The sequence below is a fragment of the Photorhabdus bodei genome, assembly GCF_003287735.1.
GTDB lineage: Bacteria > Pseudomonadota > Gammaproteobacteria > Enterobacterales > Enterobacteriaceae > Photorhabdus > Photorhabdus kayaii.
Map to the genome: position 1 here is coordinate 127,738 of NZ_NSCM01000007.1, position 18,785 is coordinate 146,522.

Here is an 18,785-nt window from a genome sequence, read left to right on the forward strand (position 1 = left end):
TATATAAAAAGTAAAATTTGAAAAATCACCTAATGGAACTAAAAATCATTATATTACGACAAACATAAATAATAGCTCTATTTAAACCACACAATTCAAAAAATATAAATATACCCGTCATCTTTCAAGTTGCCTCTTTGTTGGCTGCACTCACTCACCCCGGTCACATAGTTATCTATGCTCCCGGGGATTCGCTCCCTTGCCGCCGCGATGCATCTTGAAATCCATAGGGTATATATCTCGGTAGAGTTAGATAATGTTTATTAAAATAGATATTCGATAATTTTCCCTCTTGGTAATATATGCCATTGGCAATATAATAAATACAATAATCGAGAAGATTAATATATCAATTCACAAAGTTATTACTTAGGAGTTTATTTTGTCCTCTAACGAAATATTTAACCGCCTGACCACATTACTGGATAATCATCATGCCAGCTATCGGGTGATGGAACATTCAACCGCCGGACATTCTGAAGAAGTTGCAAAAATCCGTGGTACACAACTTGGACAAGGGGCAAAAGGATTAGTTTGCCATGTTAAAGGGGAAGGATTCCGCCAATATGTACTCGCTGTACTGCCTGCGGATCAACAAGCAGACCTCTCTTCACTGGCAAAACAGATCGGTGGCAACCGCGCCTCACTGGCAAGTCCTAAAGAAGTTTTTGAACTGACTCAATGTGTATTTGGTGCTATTCCACCTTTTAGTTTTCATCCAGATCTGAAACTGGTTGCAGACCCTTTATTATTTGAACGTTTTGATGAACTGGCTTTTAATGCCGGTAGCCTTGAACGCTCAGTGATTCTTAACACCCAAGATTACCATCGAATTGCACAACCTGAATTGGTGAGTTTTCGTCGGGTAGAATAAATACCATCGCGAAAAATGATATTTGCCAAATAGCCTATAAAAATAGGCTATTTAAGATAATATTTTAAACATATTCATTTAAAATAGTAACTATCCCGCCCCAATAAGTTTATATCATTAGATAAAGTCATTATTATTGCTACATTATATAAACATTAAACAAAGAGGTATAATTATCAAATACCATGAATATCTAATTATTCACTATTGAGCCATATACAAAAAATTATCAATTACATTAGGGGATAATTCCCTACCAAAATAAAACTGTTTCTTGATAGGAATTTTCAATTATTTTTAATTTCAGAACCTTTATTTCAAATATCGGTATAAAATGACATGTCAATTATATTAATGTTGTATTGACAACAATTTAATATGCCTATTCATTATATTTTATTAAATACAAAAACCCACACTCATTGTATTCTCATATCTCTTTCAATAAGAAAGATGACGTTTTTTTAAAATAAAGTTTAAGGAATAGAAAAATATGACTAATAAGCTAGTTACAGGTGCAACTTTTTTCGATAGAAAATACTTTCTGGGTGAAGCGCACCATTATCCAGAAAACGACATCATTATTCCATTGCCTTATGATCTTAACGATAGATTCCGCTCAGTAAGAATTGGAACGCTATCAAAAGTTTATGCATGGCGTCATCAGAGTAATTGTGAACCAGGTCAACGCTATCGTGAATGGGAATACGATCACCCAGATATTGATAGAGAAATTAGAGGATTATCTAAGTTTAAAGTGGCACCAAAAGATACCTGCTTGGTTGCATTAAGACTTATTGATGATACTCATTCAGGTATTAAATTCTCAATGTTCACGAATACACATTGCGTGGGTCCAGTTGAAACAACAACTGATGATGATTATGCACTGGTTGGTATATTGCCATTTGAGACCGAGTTAGTCACTGCCATTGCAATAAGAAATACCAGTACTGGAGTATATATCAATAACGGATCATTCTATTTCTATCGTGATGCAAATGGTGTTGTTACTATTGATGAGAAAGCTAATTTCCCTAAAAATCTCAGAATAGTTAATGTAGGTGGCAATCGTTTTGATATTCATATTATCAGTACTGATTTTTCTCACTAATCCGGTCATAATGTAACAATAATTAACCGTCGTTTTCAGACAGGCTACGTTCTGAAAATTTAAGCAACACCGTTGCGGAATATCATCAAAAACCGCAACGGTGTATTCATAAATCAGCAAAAATTTCGTGGTTATAAATAATTTTTTATTTATCATGATATACCCTATGGATTTCAAGATTATCGCGACGGCAAGGGCGCGAATCCCCGGGAGCATAGCGAACGATGTGATCAGGGTGAGAGAGTGCAGCCAACAAATCCTTAACCATTAGCTAGCCATTCATTGTTATTTATCCTTTTTCTATAAAAATTTATAATCAAAAAATCAAATAGTCACTTAACCTTTAAAAAAACATTAAATTAAGATCCACAAGAAATAATTTTCACAAGCTATTTCTTTTGAGATAAATATTTCTCTAATGATTAATTTTAAAAATTATATAAAAACCCAACCATTCCATTATTAAATATCTTATTTTAGGTATTTTCATAATATTATTAATAAATACCCTATTGATTTCAAGATGCATCGCGGCGGCAAGGGAGTGAATCCCCGGGAGCATAGCAAACTATGTGACCGGGGTGAGTGAGCGCAGCCAACAAAGAGGCAACTTGAAAGATGACGGGTAAAAAACAATCTCATAGTATCTATTCAAAACACCAAGCATGAAAAATATTCACAATCAAATTGAATACTAAATTTAAGATACAAGATTCACTAAAAATATCAAATTTTCACATTTCAATCAGTCAATTTGACTATACTAATATAATTATAAAAATATTATTCGGTATTTTTTAAACAACTTTACTTTATGTATTTTTATGCTAATTTTAACATTAACCCATAGAATATTATTCTTCTATTGACTGGATATATTGCATCTAAAGATGAGGAATAAATGAATTATCAGTGGGAAATATTACACAGAAAAAATCCAATTTTCACAAATAGTATAAACGAGTAAATACTATATATTTCACATTAATACAATCAGGTATATACTTCCAGAAAAACATTACATACGGGTTTATTAACGGAAAATTTTTTTGGCAACCTATATATTACTTACATTAACTTTGAGGAATAGAAAAAATGACAAAAGAATTAATTACAGGCGTCACGTTTTTCGAAGAGAAAAACTATCAGGGTAAGTCACATGATTACCCAGAGCTCGATAAAATTATATCGCTCCCTTCCAATCTTAACGATAAATTTCGTTCAGTAAAAATTGGAAAGTTATCAAAAGTCCATGCGTGGCGTCACTATAATGATCCAGAGAGTAAATATTATGAATGGGTAGTCGACAATCCAGATATCGATAAAGAAATTAGAGGGTTATCGAAATTCAGAATTATACAGAAAGATACAAAACTGGTTGCACTAAGAATCATTGATGATACTCATTCAGATACAAAATTCTCTATGATCATTAAGATATTTAATGGAGAAGAAGAGGAAACAATCGACGTTAACGCAACAACAGATGATAATTATACAGTCGTTAACGAACTACTGGTACAGAAAGAGATAGTCACTTCAATTTATGTCAGAGATGTCAACACCGGAGAATATATTGGTAACGGATCATTTTATTTTTCTTATGATGCTATCGGTATCGCAACTATTTATGAAGGTCTCAATTTCCCTAAAAACTTGAAACTGGTTCATGTAGGAAATAATCGTTTTGATTTTCACATTATTAGCACTGATCCTATTGCTTAATTCGGGATTAATGTGACAATCATCACTCTCAGACAAATTTTATTCTGAAATTTAAACTACGCCGTTGCGGTATATTTGTTAAAAAACCGCAACGACGTGTTCCAGATGATCGCGGAAATTAAAACCACATCATATCTGATGTAAATTTATCCACTTTCCTGGTCAATCGGTGATAACCGGGCTTACTCCATCCATTCAGTATGGAAAACACCTTCTTTATCAGTACGCTTATAAGTATGAGCACCAAAATAATCACGCTGGGCCTGAATTAAATTAGCAGGCAATACAGCTGAACGATAACTATCGTAGTAAGAAATAGCAGCCGAGAAAGTAGGCGTTGGGATACCATTCCGCACCCCGTACGAGACGACATCACGCAGTGCCTGCTGATATTCATCAGCAATTTTCTTAAAGTAAGGCGCCAACAACAGGTTAGCAATATCCGCATTTTCGTTATATGCGTCAGTAATTTTTTGCAGGAATTGAGCACGAATAATACAACCCGCCCGGAAAATCCCGGCAATCTCACCGTAATTAAGATCCCACTGGTACTCATCGGACGCCGCTTTCAATTGCTGAAAACCCTGGGCATAAGAGACGATTTTACCCAAATAAAGCGCACGGCGGACTTTCTCAATAAATTCGGCCTTATCACCTTTAAATGGTTGTACATCCGGCCCGCTCAAAACTTGAGCCGCGGCCACTCGCTGATCTTTTAGAGAAGAGATATAACGTGCAAATACCGATTCTGTGATCAACGTCACTGGAATCCCTAAATCCAGAGAGCTCTGGCTGGTCCACTTACCCGTACCTTTATTTGCTGCTTCATCCAAAATCACATCAACCAAATATTGGCCTGCTTCATCTTTCTTATGGAAAATATCAGCCGTGATTTCAATCAAATAACTGCTTAATTCGCCGTTATTCCAGTCAGTGAAAATCTCAGATAGTTCTTCATTGCTCAGATTTAGGGCATTTTTCAGTAAGGAATAGGCTTCAGCAATGAGCTGCATATCACCGTATTCAATGCCATTGTGAACCATTTTCACATAATGGCCGGCACCATCCGGACCAATATAGGCCACACAAGGTTCACCTTCAGCTTTAGCCGCAATCTCTTGCAGAATTGGCGCCACCAATTTATACGCCTCTTTCTGGCCGCCAGGCATAATAGATGGACCTTTCAATGCCCCCTCTTCACCACCGGAAACCCCGGTACCGATAAAATTAAAACCCTGAGCAGAAAGCTCGCGATTACGACGGATAGTATCCTGAAAATAGGTATTACCCCCATCAATCAAAATATCACCTTTATCCAGATGTGGGGTCAGTGAAGCAATAGTTTTATCGGTTGCTTCGCCAGCCTTAACCATGAGCAGAATACGGCGCGGTTTTTCCAGTGAATCGACAAATTCTTCGACAGTGTAACTTGGAACTAATTTCTTCCCCGGATTTTCGGCGATCACTTCGTCAGTCTTATCACTTGAACGGTTAAATATAGATACGGAATAACCCCGGCTCTCAATATTTAGTGCCAGGTTACGCCCCATCACCGCCATACCGACAACACCAATCTGCTGCTTGGACATGAATAACTCCTGTCTGATGATAATTCTGCTCACCAATAACAATAATAATTAGTGTGCAATTTGTTAATGTGATCACATGTTAACTCAGGACGAGTCCTAATGGATAGTTATTGGTGCCATCGATACCGCTACACCCCATTTTTTGGAAAAAACTTCCTCAGATGAAAAATCAACTATTGAAATTTGATGAGTCAATGCCCATTATTCATTATTCGGCATGAGCCGTCATATTAAAAGGTAAAACAAACTGTATGGAATGGATCGCTGATCCGACGATATGGGCTGGGCTGGTTACTCTTATCGTTCTAGAAATTGTCCTCGGAATTGACAACTTGGTCTTTATTGCCATTCTGGCAGATAAACTTCCTGAAAAACAAAGAGACAAAGCAAGAATTACGGGTCTAAGTTGTGCGTTACTGATGCGTATCGTACTGCTTTTTAGTCTTTCTTGGTTGATAACGCTAACTCATCCATTAATTACGCTTTGGGAACATCCATTTAGTGCTCGTGACCTAATTATGCTGATAGGTGGTCTTTTCTTACTGTTCAAAGCGACAATGGAGCTCAATGAACGGCTGGAAGGTAAAGATGCCCACTCAGGACAACAACGCAAAACATCCAAATTTTGGACGGTTGTCGTTCAAATCATTGTCCTTGATGCTGTATTTTCATTGGATTCAGTGGTGACTGCTGTTGGTATGGTAGACAACATCGGTATCATGATCGTGGCAGTCACCATTGCGATGTTCCTGATGATACTGGCAAGTAAACCGTTGACCACTTTCGTCAATGCTCACCCGACTATCGTTATTCTCTGTCTGAGCTTCTTGTTGATGATCGGTTTCAGTCTGATAGCCGAAGGTTTTGGTTATCACATCCCCAAAGGTTACTTGTACGCCGCTATCGGCTTCTCTATTATGATTGAAGCCTTAAACCAATTTGCTCAATTTAACCGCCGCAGATTTCTTACTGCTTCCCGTTCACTACGTGAAAGAACAGCGGAAGCCGTTTTACGTATCCTGAGTGGTAAGCATGAAAATGCAGAATTGGATAATCATACATCCAATCTGATTTCTGATAATCAGGAAGTGTTTGATCCACAAGAACGTCAAATGATTGCCAGGGTTCTGGGCATGGCGCAGCGTAACGTTAACAGTATCATGACTTCCCGTCACGACGTGGAGTACCTTGATATTCATGCACCAACCGAAAATCTGACGCAAATACTGAGTAAAAATCCTCACACACGCATTGTGGTAACAGATGAAGATATCAGTGACGAACCATTAGGTGTTGTCCATGTTATTGATTTACTGAATCAACAACTCAACCAACAGCCTTTTGATTTACATTCGCTGATAAAACAGCCTCTGATTTTCCCTGAACAGCTTTCACTACTCCAGGCATTGGAGCAGTTCCGCCAGGCACAAACTCACTTCGCGTTTGTTGTCGATGAATTTGGTTCTGTGGAAGGTGTGGTGACTTTGACCGACGTAATGGAAACTATCGCGGGTAATTTACCGGTAGATGGCGAAGAAACTGATGCCCGCCATGATATTCAAGCGACTGAACATGGTGGTTGGATCGCCAATGGTTATATGCCGCTGGATGATTTGATCCTTTATGTCCCTTTGCAACTGGATGAAAAACGTGAATATCAAACCTTAGCAGGTTTGTTAATGGAACATTCACAACATATTCCACGACAAGGTGAGCAATTACAGATTGATAATTACCTGTTTGAACCGTTGGAAGTGACCAGTCATCGAATTAATAAGGTAAAAATTACCCCTCTGGTGTCAGAGGAAGAAAATAGAGAATAACCCAGTGTTATTGATCATTCATCGTATCTGCCATCACTGAGTTTTTCCTCTGAAACAAAATAAAACCCGGTCAGTTTAAACTGCACCGGGATTTTTTGGGCCTTTGCTATCAATACTATATGAGGAAGTACTATATGCGGAAGTACTATATTCTGAACTACTATATGCGGATACTGTTAATGATTTATCTAACAACATGAAATAACTTTGTATTCATAGCAAAAAAGCCATAGCTTCTCAATTCAACAAATTTCATATATACCCGTTATCCTTCAAGTTGCCTCTTTGTTGGCTGCACTCACTCACCCCGGTCATATAGTTATCTATGCTTCCGGAGATTCGCTCCCTTGCCGTCGCGATCCATCTTGAAATCCATAGGGTATATATGAATATAACCCTCGCTTAATTACTGCTACGTTCAACCCAATCGTTAATAGCCTGTTTTACCTTGTTCTCCAACTCATTATTTAGCAATTGCTCAATATCCAAATTGTATTGCAGATTACTCCAATTACCGTAAACCCTCAGAGGCACTTTCATTTTTCGCAGACGATTAACCAATTCATTATCCTTGCCCCATCCTTGTGTTATCTGTACTTTTAAAGCGATATCAATATGTTGTTTAAGCAGATTAGTCTTACCCTGCCCATCAATATTCAGCAAATCGGATACCGCATGCAGTCGACTGATTTTTATATCACCTCGATTCAGTACCGCTTTAACATCAAGCTTTTTAGCGCGGGTGAAATTATCCATATTATCAGGGATATTCACTTTATCCGTTGCACGAGCAACAGATTGCTGGATTAATTGGGGGATATTTAATCCATACATTTTGGCATTAACTAAACTGAAATTAAGATCACCCTGCCAAATATGCGAAATCGCATAACCATCATATCCTTTACCAGAAAGATCCCCATTCAGATCGAATTTACCACTAAATGCCGGTGGTAAGGAAAAGGCTTTGAGTACTGGTTCCAGTTCTATATTCCGCAGTAAAGGTTTTGCGTGTAACTTAAGTTGATTACCCGTTGCATCTAAAATAACCGGAATAGAGAAATCACCACCAAATAATTTGCCATTCAGAGTAGAAATTTCAGCAGTACCACTATTATTTGTCGCTTTCAATATCAGATTATCGATCTCCATTCCTCGATAAACAAATTTGTCCGCATTAATAGTCACATTGGCGTTAAAGTCATTTAGAAATGCAGTGCTATAATCAGGCGGGGCAGAGCTTGAAACGGCGATTACCGGTTTAGCTGAACTATTCTCTATCCGGTAATAACGTTTAACTTCTGAATCCTCTTTAGGAAGCAAGTCCCATCCCATCAGATTATCTAAATTCAGTTTTTGGGAAGATAAATCGATCCGATAATCCGCATGAGCCCCCAACATTGCTTTTATACTGCCATGCAGTTCACTCTCATTAGCGGTGAAACTTAGCGTCTGTAAAGAAATTGTTTGCGGCCCATCTGTCGTCTCTTTTTGATAAACAGCATGTACTTTTCCTGAACCACTAATTCCTCCCGTAGGTATACCTGCGCCCTGGAGTTGGTAATCAAAGGAGTCAATATTACCCGCAACACGATATGGATAATTAGTAATATCGACATCCGCATTAAGATTAAAAGCCAAGTCTTGCTGATTCTTACTGACTTTGCTACTTAACTCCACGCTGATATGGTTTTGGTTATCTCGCTCCATTAGTAGATTAATATCGCGGACATTTAACTGCTCATGATCATCTCGCTGCCAAATAAGCAAACTATCCGCGATCTTAATTCTGGCGATATCAAGCTTCCAACCCTCACCCTTCGCAACAGAGTTGGCTGTACTCCCTGTTGGTGCAATAGGGGTATTCTCTTTTTTCTGCGACTGGCTCTCCGGGGTTACTCTCAATATCGCCCCTTTCAGCATCACCTCTTTAACTGCAAGCTGATGAGAAAGAAGCGGCCACAACTCCACATCAAGACGCATATTTTCTGCCGTCACTGTTGGTTGAGCCGCTCCTGGGGCCGTTAATGACATACGCCCGGTAATGATGCTCAATTTTGGCCAGACATGCCAGCGCATACCATCTTGCAAGACGAGTTGGTAGCCACTCTTCTTTTGCACCTGCTTGACCATATAAGCCCGAAAGTCATTTGGGTTTACTAACATGACTAATGCTGCCAGACCGGTAATAATCACAACCAGCAAAATAATCAGTGTCGTCAGCAATCTCTTCATGACTTCCTCAGCTTTTTTTGTCAAAACAGTCAATGCAACTCAATAGCCGATAAAAATGTTAATCTTCATCAATACGGCTACTCACCGCACCCTGTTGGTTTTTATATTTCGCATCTTGACGACGGTTATACGGACGGTCAGCGGAACCAGACAATGGCTCAAAACTCAAAGCACCGATGACCATACCCGGACGTAACGCCAGAGGCAATTTACCAGAGTTATAGAATTCAAGAACAATCTGACCATGCCAGCCCGGATCAATCCGGTGTGCTGTCACGTGTACCATCAACCCAAGACGAGCAAGAGAAGAACGGCCATCAAGCCAGCCCACCAAATCGTCCGGCAATGTGACAGATTCCAGCGTAACGGCCAATGCCAACTCGCCAGGATGGAGGAAAAAAACCTCATCGTCAGACAGAATTATTTCATCACTCATCACACGATCAAGCGCAGCACCGACCTCATCTTTCGGGCCACTCAAATCAATATATGCCGCAGTATGACCACAGAAAACACGAAACTGATTCCCAAGGCGCACATCCGCAGTCGCCCCGTTAATACGTTCAATCGGCGGACGTGGAGCAATGACCAATTTACCTTCATCAAGCCATTTAATAATGTCGCGGTCACAGAGTCGCATTATTTCCTCTCCAATACGATGCTGCTTATCAATTCAATGACTGACAAGCAAAGTTTTATATCCGTTATCTTTCAAGTTGCCTCTTTGTTGGCTGCACTCACTCCCAGTCACATAGTTCGCTATGCTCCCGGGGATTCGCTCCCTTGCCGTCGCGACGCATCTTGAAATCCATAGGGTATATTATTCGCAGAACTGACCAATTTTGGCTTTCAATATATCAATTGCTACTCGGTTTTTACCCCCGCGCGGCACAATAATATCTGCATATTGCTTTGATGGTTCAATAAATTGCAGGAACATTGGACGCACGGTTTTATGATATTGCTCAATAACCGAATCCAGAGAACGCCCCCGTTCATGCACATCCCGCTTAATACGACGCATAAGGCAAATATCCAGTGGCGTATCAACAAAAATAGAGAAGTCCATCTCCTGGCGCAAGCGCTTATCGGTCAATAATAGAATACCTTCCAGAATAATAACCCTTTTCGGTGCAAAATGAATCGCTTCTGGTTTACGAGTATGAGCAACATAATCGTATTGTGGTAATTCAATTGATTCACCCATTTTCAGCGCTTGTAGGTGAGAAAAGAGCAGATTGTGATCCATTGAGCTTGGATGGTCATAATTAGTCTTATAACGCTCTTCCATTGATAGATTGCTCTGATCTTTATAATAGCAATCCTCTGGTATAATACCGATATTGTGATCACCAACCTGAGCGCGTAATTCACGATAAAGTGTATTAGCAATGAGACTTTTACCTGAGGCAGATGCACCAGAAATTCCTACAATTGTGCACTGATATGCTTCGTCAGCCATAATAAAGATAACCTGATTCTAGAAAAAATGGGAACAAAGCACTTATGAGTGCTTTGTTTGGCGAGATTATAGGGAGTTAATGCTATCTGTTCCAGTGTAAACAAGAGAAGTCTCACTTTTTTCGAAGCGTTTCGCATAAAAACCATGTAACGAAGGAAATCGAACAAGCATACTTCTCCCCACACAAAATCTCCCCATGCAAAAAACGGGCAATGAAAACATCCACCACCCGTTATCATCAATCAAATACTTGCATTAAACAGCACGGAACGAAATTTCTGTTGGTATCTTCTCACCTTGCCAATACATCTGTGCTGAAATATTCGCGGCAATTTCGCGATAAATATCGGTAAATTCACTATCAGGATTACTGATAACGGTTGGCTGACCACGATCAAGATCTTCACGCAGTGAAATATGCAGCGGGATTTGTCCCAATAATTTACAGTGATATTTAGCCACCAATTTTTCCGCCCCACCGGTACCAAAAATAGGTTCCAGGTGACCACAGTTACCACAAATATGCGTACTCATGTTTTCAATAATACCCAATACAGGCACCTTCACTTTCTGGAACATGACGATACCTTTCATTGCGTCAATTAAGGCAATATCCTGAGGCGTTGTTACCACTAGCGCCCCCGTTACCGGGATGTTTTGTGACAAAGTGAGCTGAATATCACCGGTTCCTGGTGGCATATCGATAACCAGATAATCAAGATCCGGCCATAATGTATCCTGTAACATCTGCATCAATGCTTTACTCGCCATTGGGCCGCGCCATACCATTGCATTGTCATCTGTTACTAAATAACCAATCGAGTTAGTGGCAAGGCCATGAGTCATAATCGGCGCCATATGCTGCCCGTCCGGGGAAGTTGGGCGCTCTTTGGTGGTTCCCAACATACTCGGAACAGAAGGACCGTAGATATCTGCATCCAGAATACCGACTTTTGCCCCCTCCTGAGCCAATGCCAGCGCCAGGTTTACGGCAGTGCTGGATTTACCCACCCCACCTTTACCCGAGCTGACAGCCAAAATATTGCGGACACCATTAATTCCCGGCAAATCATTAGCGCGACGTAATGTGCTGATATCATGGATCAATTTCCACGCCACCGATTTTGCACCAGTTACCGCCTGTAATTTTTCCGTTGTCGCTGCTTTTAATGCCTTAAAACCGCTTTGCCAGACAAACGGCATCAGTAATTCAATGTGCAAGACACCATCAAGCATCGTGCAATGATGTAGGGCCTTCAATGTTGTCAAATCACGTTCTAGTGTCAGGTGTGTAAAAGTAGTAAGTATTTTTGTTACCTGAGATTTCAGCAGGTCAGGATTGGTCTGCTCGGGGGATTGTGAGTTCATCCCGGCTCCTTTAATGATTATCATTAGCTAAAAACCATCTCTCCATCATAACAGAACCCAATGCGTTCGGATAAAATTAGCGACAAAAACCCGCTTTCCGCTCACTGATCCAATTTTTATCCATTGACAGCCTCTGAAGTATTTAGGTTTCAAGACGCACTGGATAAAACTCACTAATATTAAACCTTACCCTAGCGACAATTTTTTTGATCGGTTAACATCAAACTTCCTTTTTCACTTATTGGAAGTCAGATCCTTACTATGTCTCAAGTCGCAAAAAAATTATTGGTAACGTGCGCGTTGCCATATGCTAACGGTCCAATCCATCTCGGTCACATGCTGGAACATATCCAAGCAGATATTTGGGTCCGTTTTCAGCGAATGCGCGGCAAAGAGGTTCACTTTATCTGTGCCGATGACGCTCATGGAACACCAATCATGCTGAAAGCTCAGCAAATGGGTATTGCTCCTGAAGAGATGATCACAACGGTGAACCAAGAGCATCATCAGGATTTTACTGGCTTTTCAGTGAGCTATGATAACTATCACTCTACGCATAGCGAAGAGAACCAAACGTTATCAACCAAAATCTATCTCGAACTGAAAAAAAACGGTCATATTAAAAATCGTACTATTTCTCAGTTATATGATCCTGAGAAAAATATGTTTCTGCCGGATCGCTTTGTGAAAGGTAGCTGCCCGAAATGCAAGGCAGAAGATCAGTATGGCGATAACTGTGAAGTTTGCGGATCAACCTACAGCCCAACTGAGCTACTCAACCCACGTTCCGCTGTCTCCGGCGCGACGCCAGAAATGCGTGAAACAGAACACTTCTTCTTCGATCTGCCCGCATTCAGTAACATGTTACAAGCCTGGACCCGCTCCGGCGCATTGCAGGAACAAGTTGCTAACAAAATGCAGGAATGGTTTGAATCCGGTTTACAACAGTGGGATATCACCCGTGACGCCCCCTATTTCGGTTTTGAAATTCCTGATGCACCGGGCAAATATTTCTATGTCTGGCTGGATGCTCCTATTGGCTATATGGGTTCTTTCCAAAACCTGTGTGATAAACGCGGAAATCTAAGCTTTGATGAGTTCTGGGCAAAAGATTCCACCGCTGATCTTTATCATTTTATCGGTAAAGACATTGTTTATTTCCACAGCCTGTTCTGGCCTGCCATGCTGGAAGGCAGCGGTTACCGTAAACCAACCAACGTGTTTGTTCACGGCTATGTCACCGTCAACGGTGCGAAGATGTCCAAATCCCGTGGTACTTTCATTAAAGCCAGCACTTATTTGGATCATCTAGATGCAGACTGTTTGCGTTATTACTATGCAGCCAAACTCTCTGCTCGCATTGATGATATCGATCTGAATCTGGAAGATTTTGTTCAGCGTGTTAACAGCGATATCGTTAATAAAGTTGTTAACCTAGCCTCCCGTAATGCAGGCTTCATTAATAAACGCTTTAACGGCAAGCTGGCGGATAAACTGGCTGATCCGGTGCTTTACCAACAGTTTATTGATGGGGCAAAGGTGATTGCAGAAGAGTTTAGTAACCGCGAATTCAGCAAAGCAATCCGTGAAATCATGGCACTGGCTGATTTGGCAAACCGTTATGTGGATGAGCAAGCGCCGTGGGTGGTGGCAAAAGAAGCAGGCCGTGATGCCGATCTTCAAGCTATCTGTTCAATGGGCATCAACCTGTTCCGCGTTTTGATGACTTTCCTGAAACCCGTTTTACCAAGTCTGGCAGAACGCGCGGAAGCTTTCTTAAATACAGAATTCACCTGGCATGGTATTGAACAGCCGCTGCTGGATCATCAAGTTTCTGCCTTTAAGGCCCTGTTCAATCGCATTGATATGGATAAAGTGGACGCTATGGTCGCGGCATCGAAAGAGAGCATCAACACACCACAAAAAGTCAGCGGTCCACTGGCAGAAGATCCGATTCAGGACACGATCACCTTTGATGATTTTGCCAAAGTTGATATGCGCGTCGCCCTTATTAAACAGGCTGATTTTGTCGAAGGCTCAGATAAGTTGCTGAAACTGATGCTGGATCTGGGCGGCGAAACCCGTCAGGTATTTTCTGGTATCCGCTCCAGTTATCCTGATCCAAAAGCGCTGGAAGGCCGTTTAACCATTATGGTAGCCAATCTGGCGCCACGCAAAATGCGCTTTGGTATTTCAGAAGGGATGGTTATGGCGGCCGGACCTGGTGGAAAAGATATCTTCTTGCTCAGCCCAGACAGCGGCGCCCAACCCGGTATGCAAGTGAAATAACCGTTAATTTATTTCACTGATATTTTTACTCACGGGGATCAGCAATGGTCCCCGTTTTTTTAAATGTGAGCTATGGCACCTTCCCAAGGTTAATTGTATGATGAATACCTCACCGGAATTAGGAATTTTGTTATGTCGTTTCGTGAAGTACTGATTGTTGGTTGGCAGTACCTGCGAGCATTTGTTCTGATTTATTTATGTTTGCTGACAGGTAATGCCATTTCTTCCCTACTACCCATCATTATTCCCGGCAGTATTATCGGTATGTTGATCTTGTTCGTTTTATTAGCTTTCCAGCTGATTCCTGCTCATTGGGCAAAACCAGGCTGTAGCCTGTTACTAAAAAATATGACTTTGCTGTTTCTGCCTATTGGCGTAGGCGTAATGAATTATTACGATCAACTCAGCCAACAGATAATTCCGATTGTTTTTTCATGCCTGATCAGTACTGCAATTGTTATGATTATCGTTGCTTACAGTTCCCACTATGTTCATCATGAACGTCCAATTATAGGCTCCGCATCAGGAATTAAGAGTAAACAACAGAAACAAGAGAAATAAAAATGTTAAGTCACATTTGGTGGTCACTGCCATTAACATTGATTGTATTCTACACCGCAAGAAAACTTTCACTACGATGCAAAATTCCCATTCTGAACCCCTTATTGGTTTCTATCGCCGTCCTTATTCCAATATTGTTAATAACCCACACGCCTTATGAACACTATTTTGCCGGCAGCCAAATTCTAAATGATCTACTCCAGCCCGCCGTAGTTGCGCTGGCATTTCCTCTATATGAGCAGATACACCAGATCCGAGCCCAATGGAAGTCCATTATTAGCATCTGTTTTATCGGTAGTATTGTTGCTATGGTGACAGGCACTGCTATTGCCTTGTGGATGGGTGCCACGCCTGAAATGGCCGCTTCGATACTGCCTAAATCTGTCACAACACCAATAGCAATGGCAGTAGCAGACGCCATTGGCGGTATTCCTGCAATCAGTGCTGCTTGTGTCATTTTTGTCGGCATTCTCGGCGCAATATTTGGTCATAACCTGTTTGATCTTTTACAGGTAAAAACCAAAGCATCCCGCGGCTTAGCAATGGGAACGGCATCACATGCTTTGGGTACCGCCCGCTGTGCAGAGGTCAATTTCGTTGAAGGCGCATACAGCTCATTGGCATTGATGACCTGCGGTATCATTACTTCACTAACAGCCCCTTTTGTATTCCCGGTGCTGCTATACCTATTTAGCTAGTATATCTGTTAGGAAATTTGATAATAATCGCTCGATTGCCAACTTCAATTACATAATTCTCATCATCTATATGATATTTATCACATTACAAATCTCATCAGACAACTTAGAATGATCTTAAGTTAATTCGGAGATCACGCTATGCAAGCTCGTTTTCACCCTATATGGGTACAGCTGCCATCTAAACTACAGGATGCACTTTTACCTTACGCAGGAAACGATGACTTTCCTGCCATGCTCACTGCTGAACAGGCTAAATCTATTAAGAAAGCCTGCGGTTTTGACGATAACACCTTGGCTGTCGCCCTGTTGCCACTCGCAGCGGCATGTTCCCTGACACCAATATCACATTTTAATGTTGGTGCAATTGCCCGCGGTGAAAGCGGAAACCTCTATTTTGGCGCTAATATGGAATTTGCTGGTGTACCACTACAGCAAACGATTCATGCTGAACAATGTGCGATTACCCACGCCTGGTTATTGGGCGAGAAAAGACTGGCATCTATTACTGTGAATTACTCTCCGTGCGGCCACTGCCGTCAATTTATGAATGAACTTAATAGTGGCACCCAATTAGAGATTCATCTGCCAAAGCAGGCACCTTCAACATTAGATCACTATCTGCCAGATTCTTTTGGTCCAAATGATCTGGGCATCACAACGTTGTTGATGGATCCGGTCAACCATGGCTATAAACTAGAAACGACGGATAAATTAGTACTAACGGCATTAGATGCAGCAAACCAGAGCTATGCCCCATACAGTAATTCCTACAGTGGTACCGCACTTCTGGGAAAAGATGGAAGAATTTATCCTGGGCGTTATGCAGAAAATGCCGCATTTAACCCAAGCTTGCCCCCATTACAAGCAGCGCTGATTCTGATGAACATTTCTGGTGGTGATTGCCTGGCTATCGAAAGAGCGGTGTTAGTTGAGGGAAAACACAGTGATTTATCCCAACGGAGTGCGACTCAATCTATACTTGCTGCGCTCGGTTGCAGCAAATTTGATTACTACACTTTCTGAGTTCAGTGGAAAATTCATTTTTCCCTCTATGCAGATAGAGGGTTTTCCGCTGTAAAAAATAATTACCGTAACATTTTATTAGCTAACTCTGGATGTTATCTCTCATTTTTACTCATAATACCTCTAATTAAGTAACATTTACTGTACATATTTTTCCTATCTCTTAGGATCTGTAGCGACCTTTTATCCATTTAGTTCAAAGAGTAAGATTCATGGAACTGGAACACGAAAGTAAACGTCCACTATACATTCCCTATGCCGGCCCAATTCTGTTGGAATTCCCCCTGCTGAATAAAGGCAGCGCTTTTACTAAGGAAGAACGCAGCAACTTTAATCTTTACGGTTTATTACCGGAAGCGGTCGAAACCATCGAAGAACAAGCTGAACGTGCCTATCGGCAGTATCTTGATTTCAAAAATGATGCAGATAAGCACATTTACCTGCGAAATATTCAGGACACTAACGAAACCCTGTTCTACCGCCTGCTGGATGCGCATTTGAACGAAATGATGCCGATCATCTATACCCCAACCGTCGGTGAAGCTTGTGAGCATTTTTCCGATATTTACCGCCGTGCCCGTGGCCTGTTCATCTCATATCCAAACAAAGCACATATTGATGACATGCTGCAAAATGCAACCAAACAAAATGTAAAAGTCATCGTTGTTACCGATGGTGAACGTATCCTCGGTTTGGGCGACCAAGGCATTGGCGGAATGGGTATTCCTATCGGTAAGCTCTCCTTGTATACCTCCTGCGGTGGTATCAGCCCGGCTTATACACTGCCAGTCGTCCTGGATGTAGGCACCAACAACCCGCAACGCCTGAATGACCCGTTATATATGGGCTGGCGTCACCCGCGTATCACGGGTGAAGAGTATGATGAATTCATAGACGAATTTATTCAGGCTGTTAAACGCCGCTGGCCAAATGTATTGCTGCAATTTGAAGATTTCGCACAAAAAAATGCTATGCCTCTTCTTAATCGCTATCGCCATGAGATTTGTTGCTTTAATGATGATATTCAGGGAACTGCCGCCGTTACGTTAGGTAGCTTAATTGCCGCCAGTCGCGCGGCGGGCCGTCAATTGAAAGATCAAACGGTCACCTTCCTCGGCGCAGGTTCCGCTGGTTGCGGCATTGCAGAACAGATCGTCTCCCAAATGAAATCAGAAGGTTTAAGCGAAGAACAGGCTCGTGCCCGTATTTTCATGGTTGACCGTTTCGGTTTATTGACAGACAAGCTGCCAAATCTATTGGATTTCCAGAACAAGCTGGTGCAGAAAAGCGACTCATTGGCTAAATGGGATGTAAACAGCGATTCAATCTCGCTGCTCGATGTTGTCCGTAATGCTAAACCGACAGTATTGATTGGTGTTTCAGGTCAGGCAGGTTTGTTTACAGAAGAGATCATCCGTGAGATGCATAAACATTGTGAACGTCCAATCGTCATGCCATTATCGAATCCAACTTCCCGTGTTGAAGCCCGTCCCGAAGATATCATCAACTGGACGGATGGTGCCGCCTTGGTTGCAACAGGTAGTCCATTTAATCCGGTAAAATATAAAGATCAGGAGTATCCAATAGCGCAATGTAACAATGCCTATATCTTCCCCGGCATTGGCTTGGGTGTCATTGCATCGGGGGCCAAACTGGTTACTGATGGTATGTTGATGGTAGCAAGCCGAACATTGGCGGATTGCTCACCCTTAGCCCAAGAGGGTCAAGGTCCGTTACTGCCACTTATCGATGATATTCAGGAAGTATCACGCAAAATTGCCAAACAAGTCGCCAAAGAAGCACAAATACAGGGCGTTGCCACTGTGACCTCAGATGGAGCACTGGATGAAGCGATTGAACGCAACTTCTGGAAACCTGAGTACCGCGTGTACAAACGTACTTCATTCTGATTTTTATCATTAAAAATACGTAAAAAGCTTGTTAGTTCTCTTTTACTATCAAGCTTTTTTCTTACAGAGAAAACTTGCTTCGAAATTTCAGGTAAAGTAGCCTTTAACAAA

15 protein-coding genes are annotated in these 18,785 nt (G+C 41.3%); 10 read left to right on the plus strand and 5 right to left on the minus strand.

Going from position 1 to position 18,785, the window contains the following annotated elements:
- Window positions 1–382: 382 nt before the first annotated feature.
- The 3 genes from CKY02_RS07690 to CKY02_RS07700 all read left to right on the plus strand — a co-directional run bounded on the left by CKY02_RS07690 (window position 383) and on the right by CKY02_RS07700 (window position 3,713).
- On the plus strand, window positions 383–874 hold the full coding sequence (locus CKY02_RS07690; protein ID WP_112894833.1) for a YbaK/prolyl-tRNA synthetase associated domain-containing protein: 492 nt from the start codon (window positions 383–385) through the stop codon (window positions 872–874).
- Between the two features lie 493 nt (window positions 875–1,367).
- A complete protein-coding gene (locus tag CKY02_RS07695) occupies window positions 1,368–1,988 on the plus strand; it encodes a beta/gamma crystallin domain-containing protein (protein ID WP_112894834.1) in 621 nt (206 codons plus the stop codon).
- A 1,095-nt stretch (window positions 1,989–3,083) separates the two neighbouring features.
- Window positions 3,084–3,713: a beta/gamma crystallin domain-containing protein gene (locus tag CKY02_RS07700; RefSeq protein ID WP_112894835.1), complete on the plus strand. Its 630-nt coding sequence runs from the start codon at window positions 3,084–3,086 to the stop codon at window positions 3,711–3,713.
- 182 nt (window positions 3,714–3,895) lie between these two features.
- On the opposite strand, the gene gndA is transcribed toward CKY02_RS07700, so the two are convergent.
- Window positions 3,896–5,302 (minus strand): NADP-dependent phosphogluconate dehydrogenase, encoded by a 1,407-nt coding sequence (gene gndA, locus CKY02_RS07705; protein WP_112894836.1) that lies wholly within the window; start codon window positions 5,300–5,302, stop codon window positions 3,896–3,898.
- A 251-nt stretch (window positions 5,303–5,553) separates the two neighbouring features.
- On the opposite strand from gndA, the gene CKY02_RS07710 reads away from it, so the two are divergent.
- Entirely contained in the window at window positions 5,554–7,125 is a 1,572-nt protein-coding gene (locus tag CKY02_RS07710) for a TerC family protein (protein ID WP_112894837.1), read from the plus strand.
- 402 nt (window positions 7,126–7,527) lie between these two features.
- On the opposite strand, the gene asmA is transcribed toward CKY02_RS07710, so the two are convergent.
- Both asmA and dcd read right to left on the minus strand, forming a co-directional pair.
- Window positions 7,528–9,360, minus strand: a complete 1,833-nt coding sequence (gene asmA / locus CKY02_RS07715; protein WP_112894838.1) for an outer membrane assembly protein AsmA — start codon at window positions 9,358–9,360, stop codon at window positions 7,528–7,530.
- 58 nt (window positions 9,361–9,418) lie between these two features.
- Window positions 9,419–10,000 carry a dCTP deaminase gene (gene dcd, locus CKY02_RS07720; RefSeq protein WP_112894839.1) on the minus strand — a complete coding sequence of 194 codons (582 nt, stop codon included), beginning with the start codon at window positions 9,998–10,000 and terminating at the stop codon, window positions 9,419–9,421.
- Between the two features lie 36 nt (window positions 10,001–10,036).
- Between dcd and CKY02_RS26225 the strand changes: the two genes are divergently transcribed.
- Window positions 10,037–10,165: a hypothetical protein gene (locus tag CKY02_RS26225; protein ID WP_275658207.1), complete on the plus strand. Its 129-nt coding sequence runs from the start codon at window positions 10,037–10,039 to the stop codon at window positions 10,163–10,165.
- Window positions 10,166–10,180: 15 nt separating this feature from the next.
- Here CKY02_RS26225 and udk read toward each other — a convergent pair whose 3' ends face one another.
- Both udk and apbC read right to left on the minus strand, forming a co-directional pair.
- Window positions 10,181–10,822: a uridine kinase gene (udk, locus tag CKY02_RS07725; RefSeq protein WP_036777923.1), complete on the minus strand. Its 642-nt coding sequence runs from the start codon at window positions 10,820–10,822 to the stop codon at window positions 10,181–10,183.
- A gap of 255 nt (window positions 10,823–11,077) precedes the next feature.
- Window positions 11,078–12,190 carry an iron-sulfur cluster carrier protein ApbC gene (gene apbC, locus CKY02_RS07730; protein ID WP_112876117.1) on the minus strand — a complete coding sequence of 371 codons (1,113 nt, stop codon included), beginning with the start codon at window positions 12,188–12,190 and terminating at the stop codon, window positions 11,078–11,080.
- A gap of 261 nt (window positions 12,191–12,451) precedes the next feature.
- Here apbC and metG point away from each other — a divergent pair, with 261 nt between their 5' ends.
- The 5 genes from metG to CKY02_RS07755 all read left to right on the plus strand — a co-directional run bounded on the left by metG (window position 12,452) and on the right by CKY02_RS07755 (window position 18,674).
- Window positions 12,452–14,479: a methionine--tRNA ligase gene (gene metG, locus CKY02_RS07735; RefSeq protein ID WP_112894840.1), complete on the plus strand. Its 2,028-nt coding sequence runs from the start codon at window positions 12,452–12,454 to the stop codon at window positions 14,477–14,479.
- Between the two features lie 132 nt (window positions 14,480–14,611).
- Window positions 14,612–15,040: a CidA/LrgA family protein gene (locus tag CKY02_RS07740; protein WP_112894841.1), complete on the plus strand. Its 429-nt coding sequence runs from the start codon at window positions 14,612–14,614 to the stop codon at window positions 15,038–15,040.
- Window positions 15,041–15,042: 2 nt separating this feature from the next.
- Window positions 15,043–15,738 carry a CidB/LrgB family autolysis modulator gene (locus CKY02_RS07745; RefSeq protein WP_112894842.1) on the plus strand — a complete coding sequence of 232 codons (696 nt, stop codon included), beginning with the start codon at window positions 15,043–15,045 and terminating at the stop codon, window positions 15,736–15,738.
- Between the two features lie 141 nt (window positions 15,739–15,879).
- Window positions 15,880–16,764: a cytidine deaminase gene (gene cdd, locus CKY02_RS07750; protein ID WP_112894843.1), complete on the plus strand. Its 885-nt coding sequence runs from the start codon at window positions 15,880–15,882 to the stop codon at window positions 16,762–16,764.
- 212 nt (window positions 16,765–16,976) lie between these two features.
- Window positions 16,977–18,674, plus strand: a complete 1,698-nt coding sequence (locus CKY02_RS07755) for an NAD-dependent malic enzyme (protein WP_112894844.1) — start codon at window positions 16,977–16,979, stop codon at window positions 18,672–18,674.
- Window positions 18,675–18,785 lie beyond the last annotated feature (111 nt).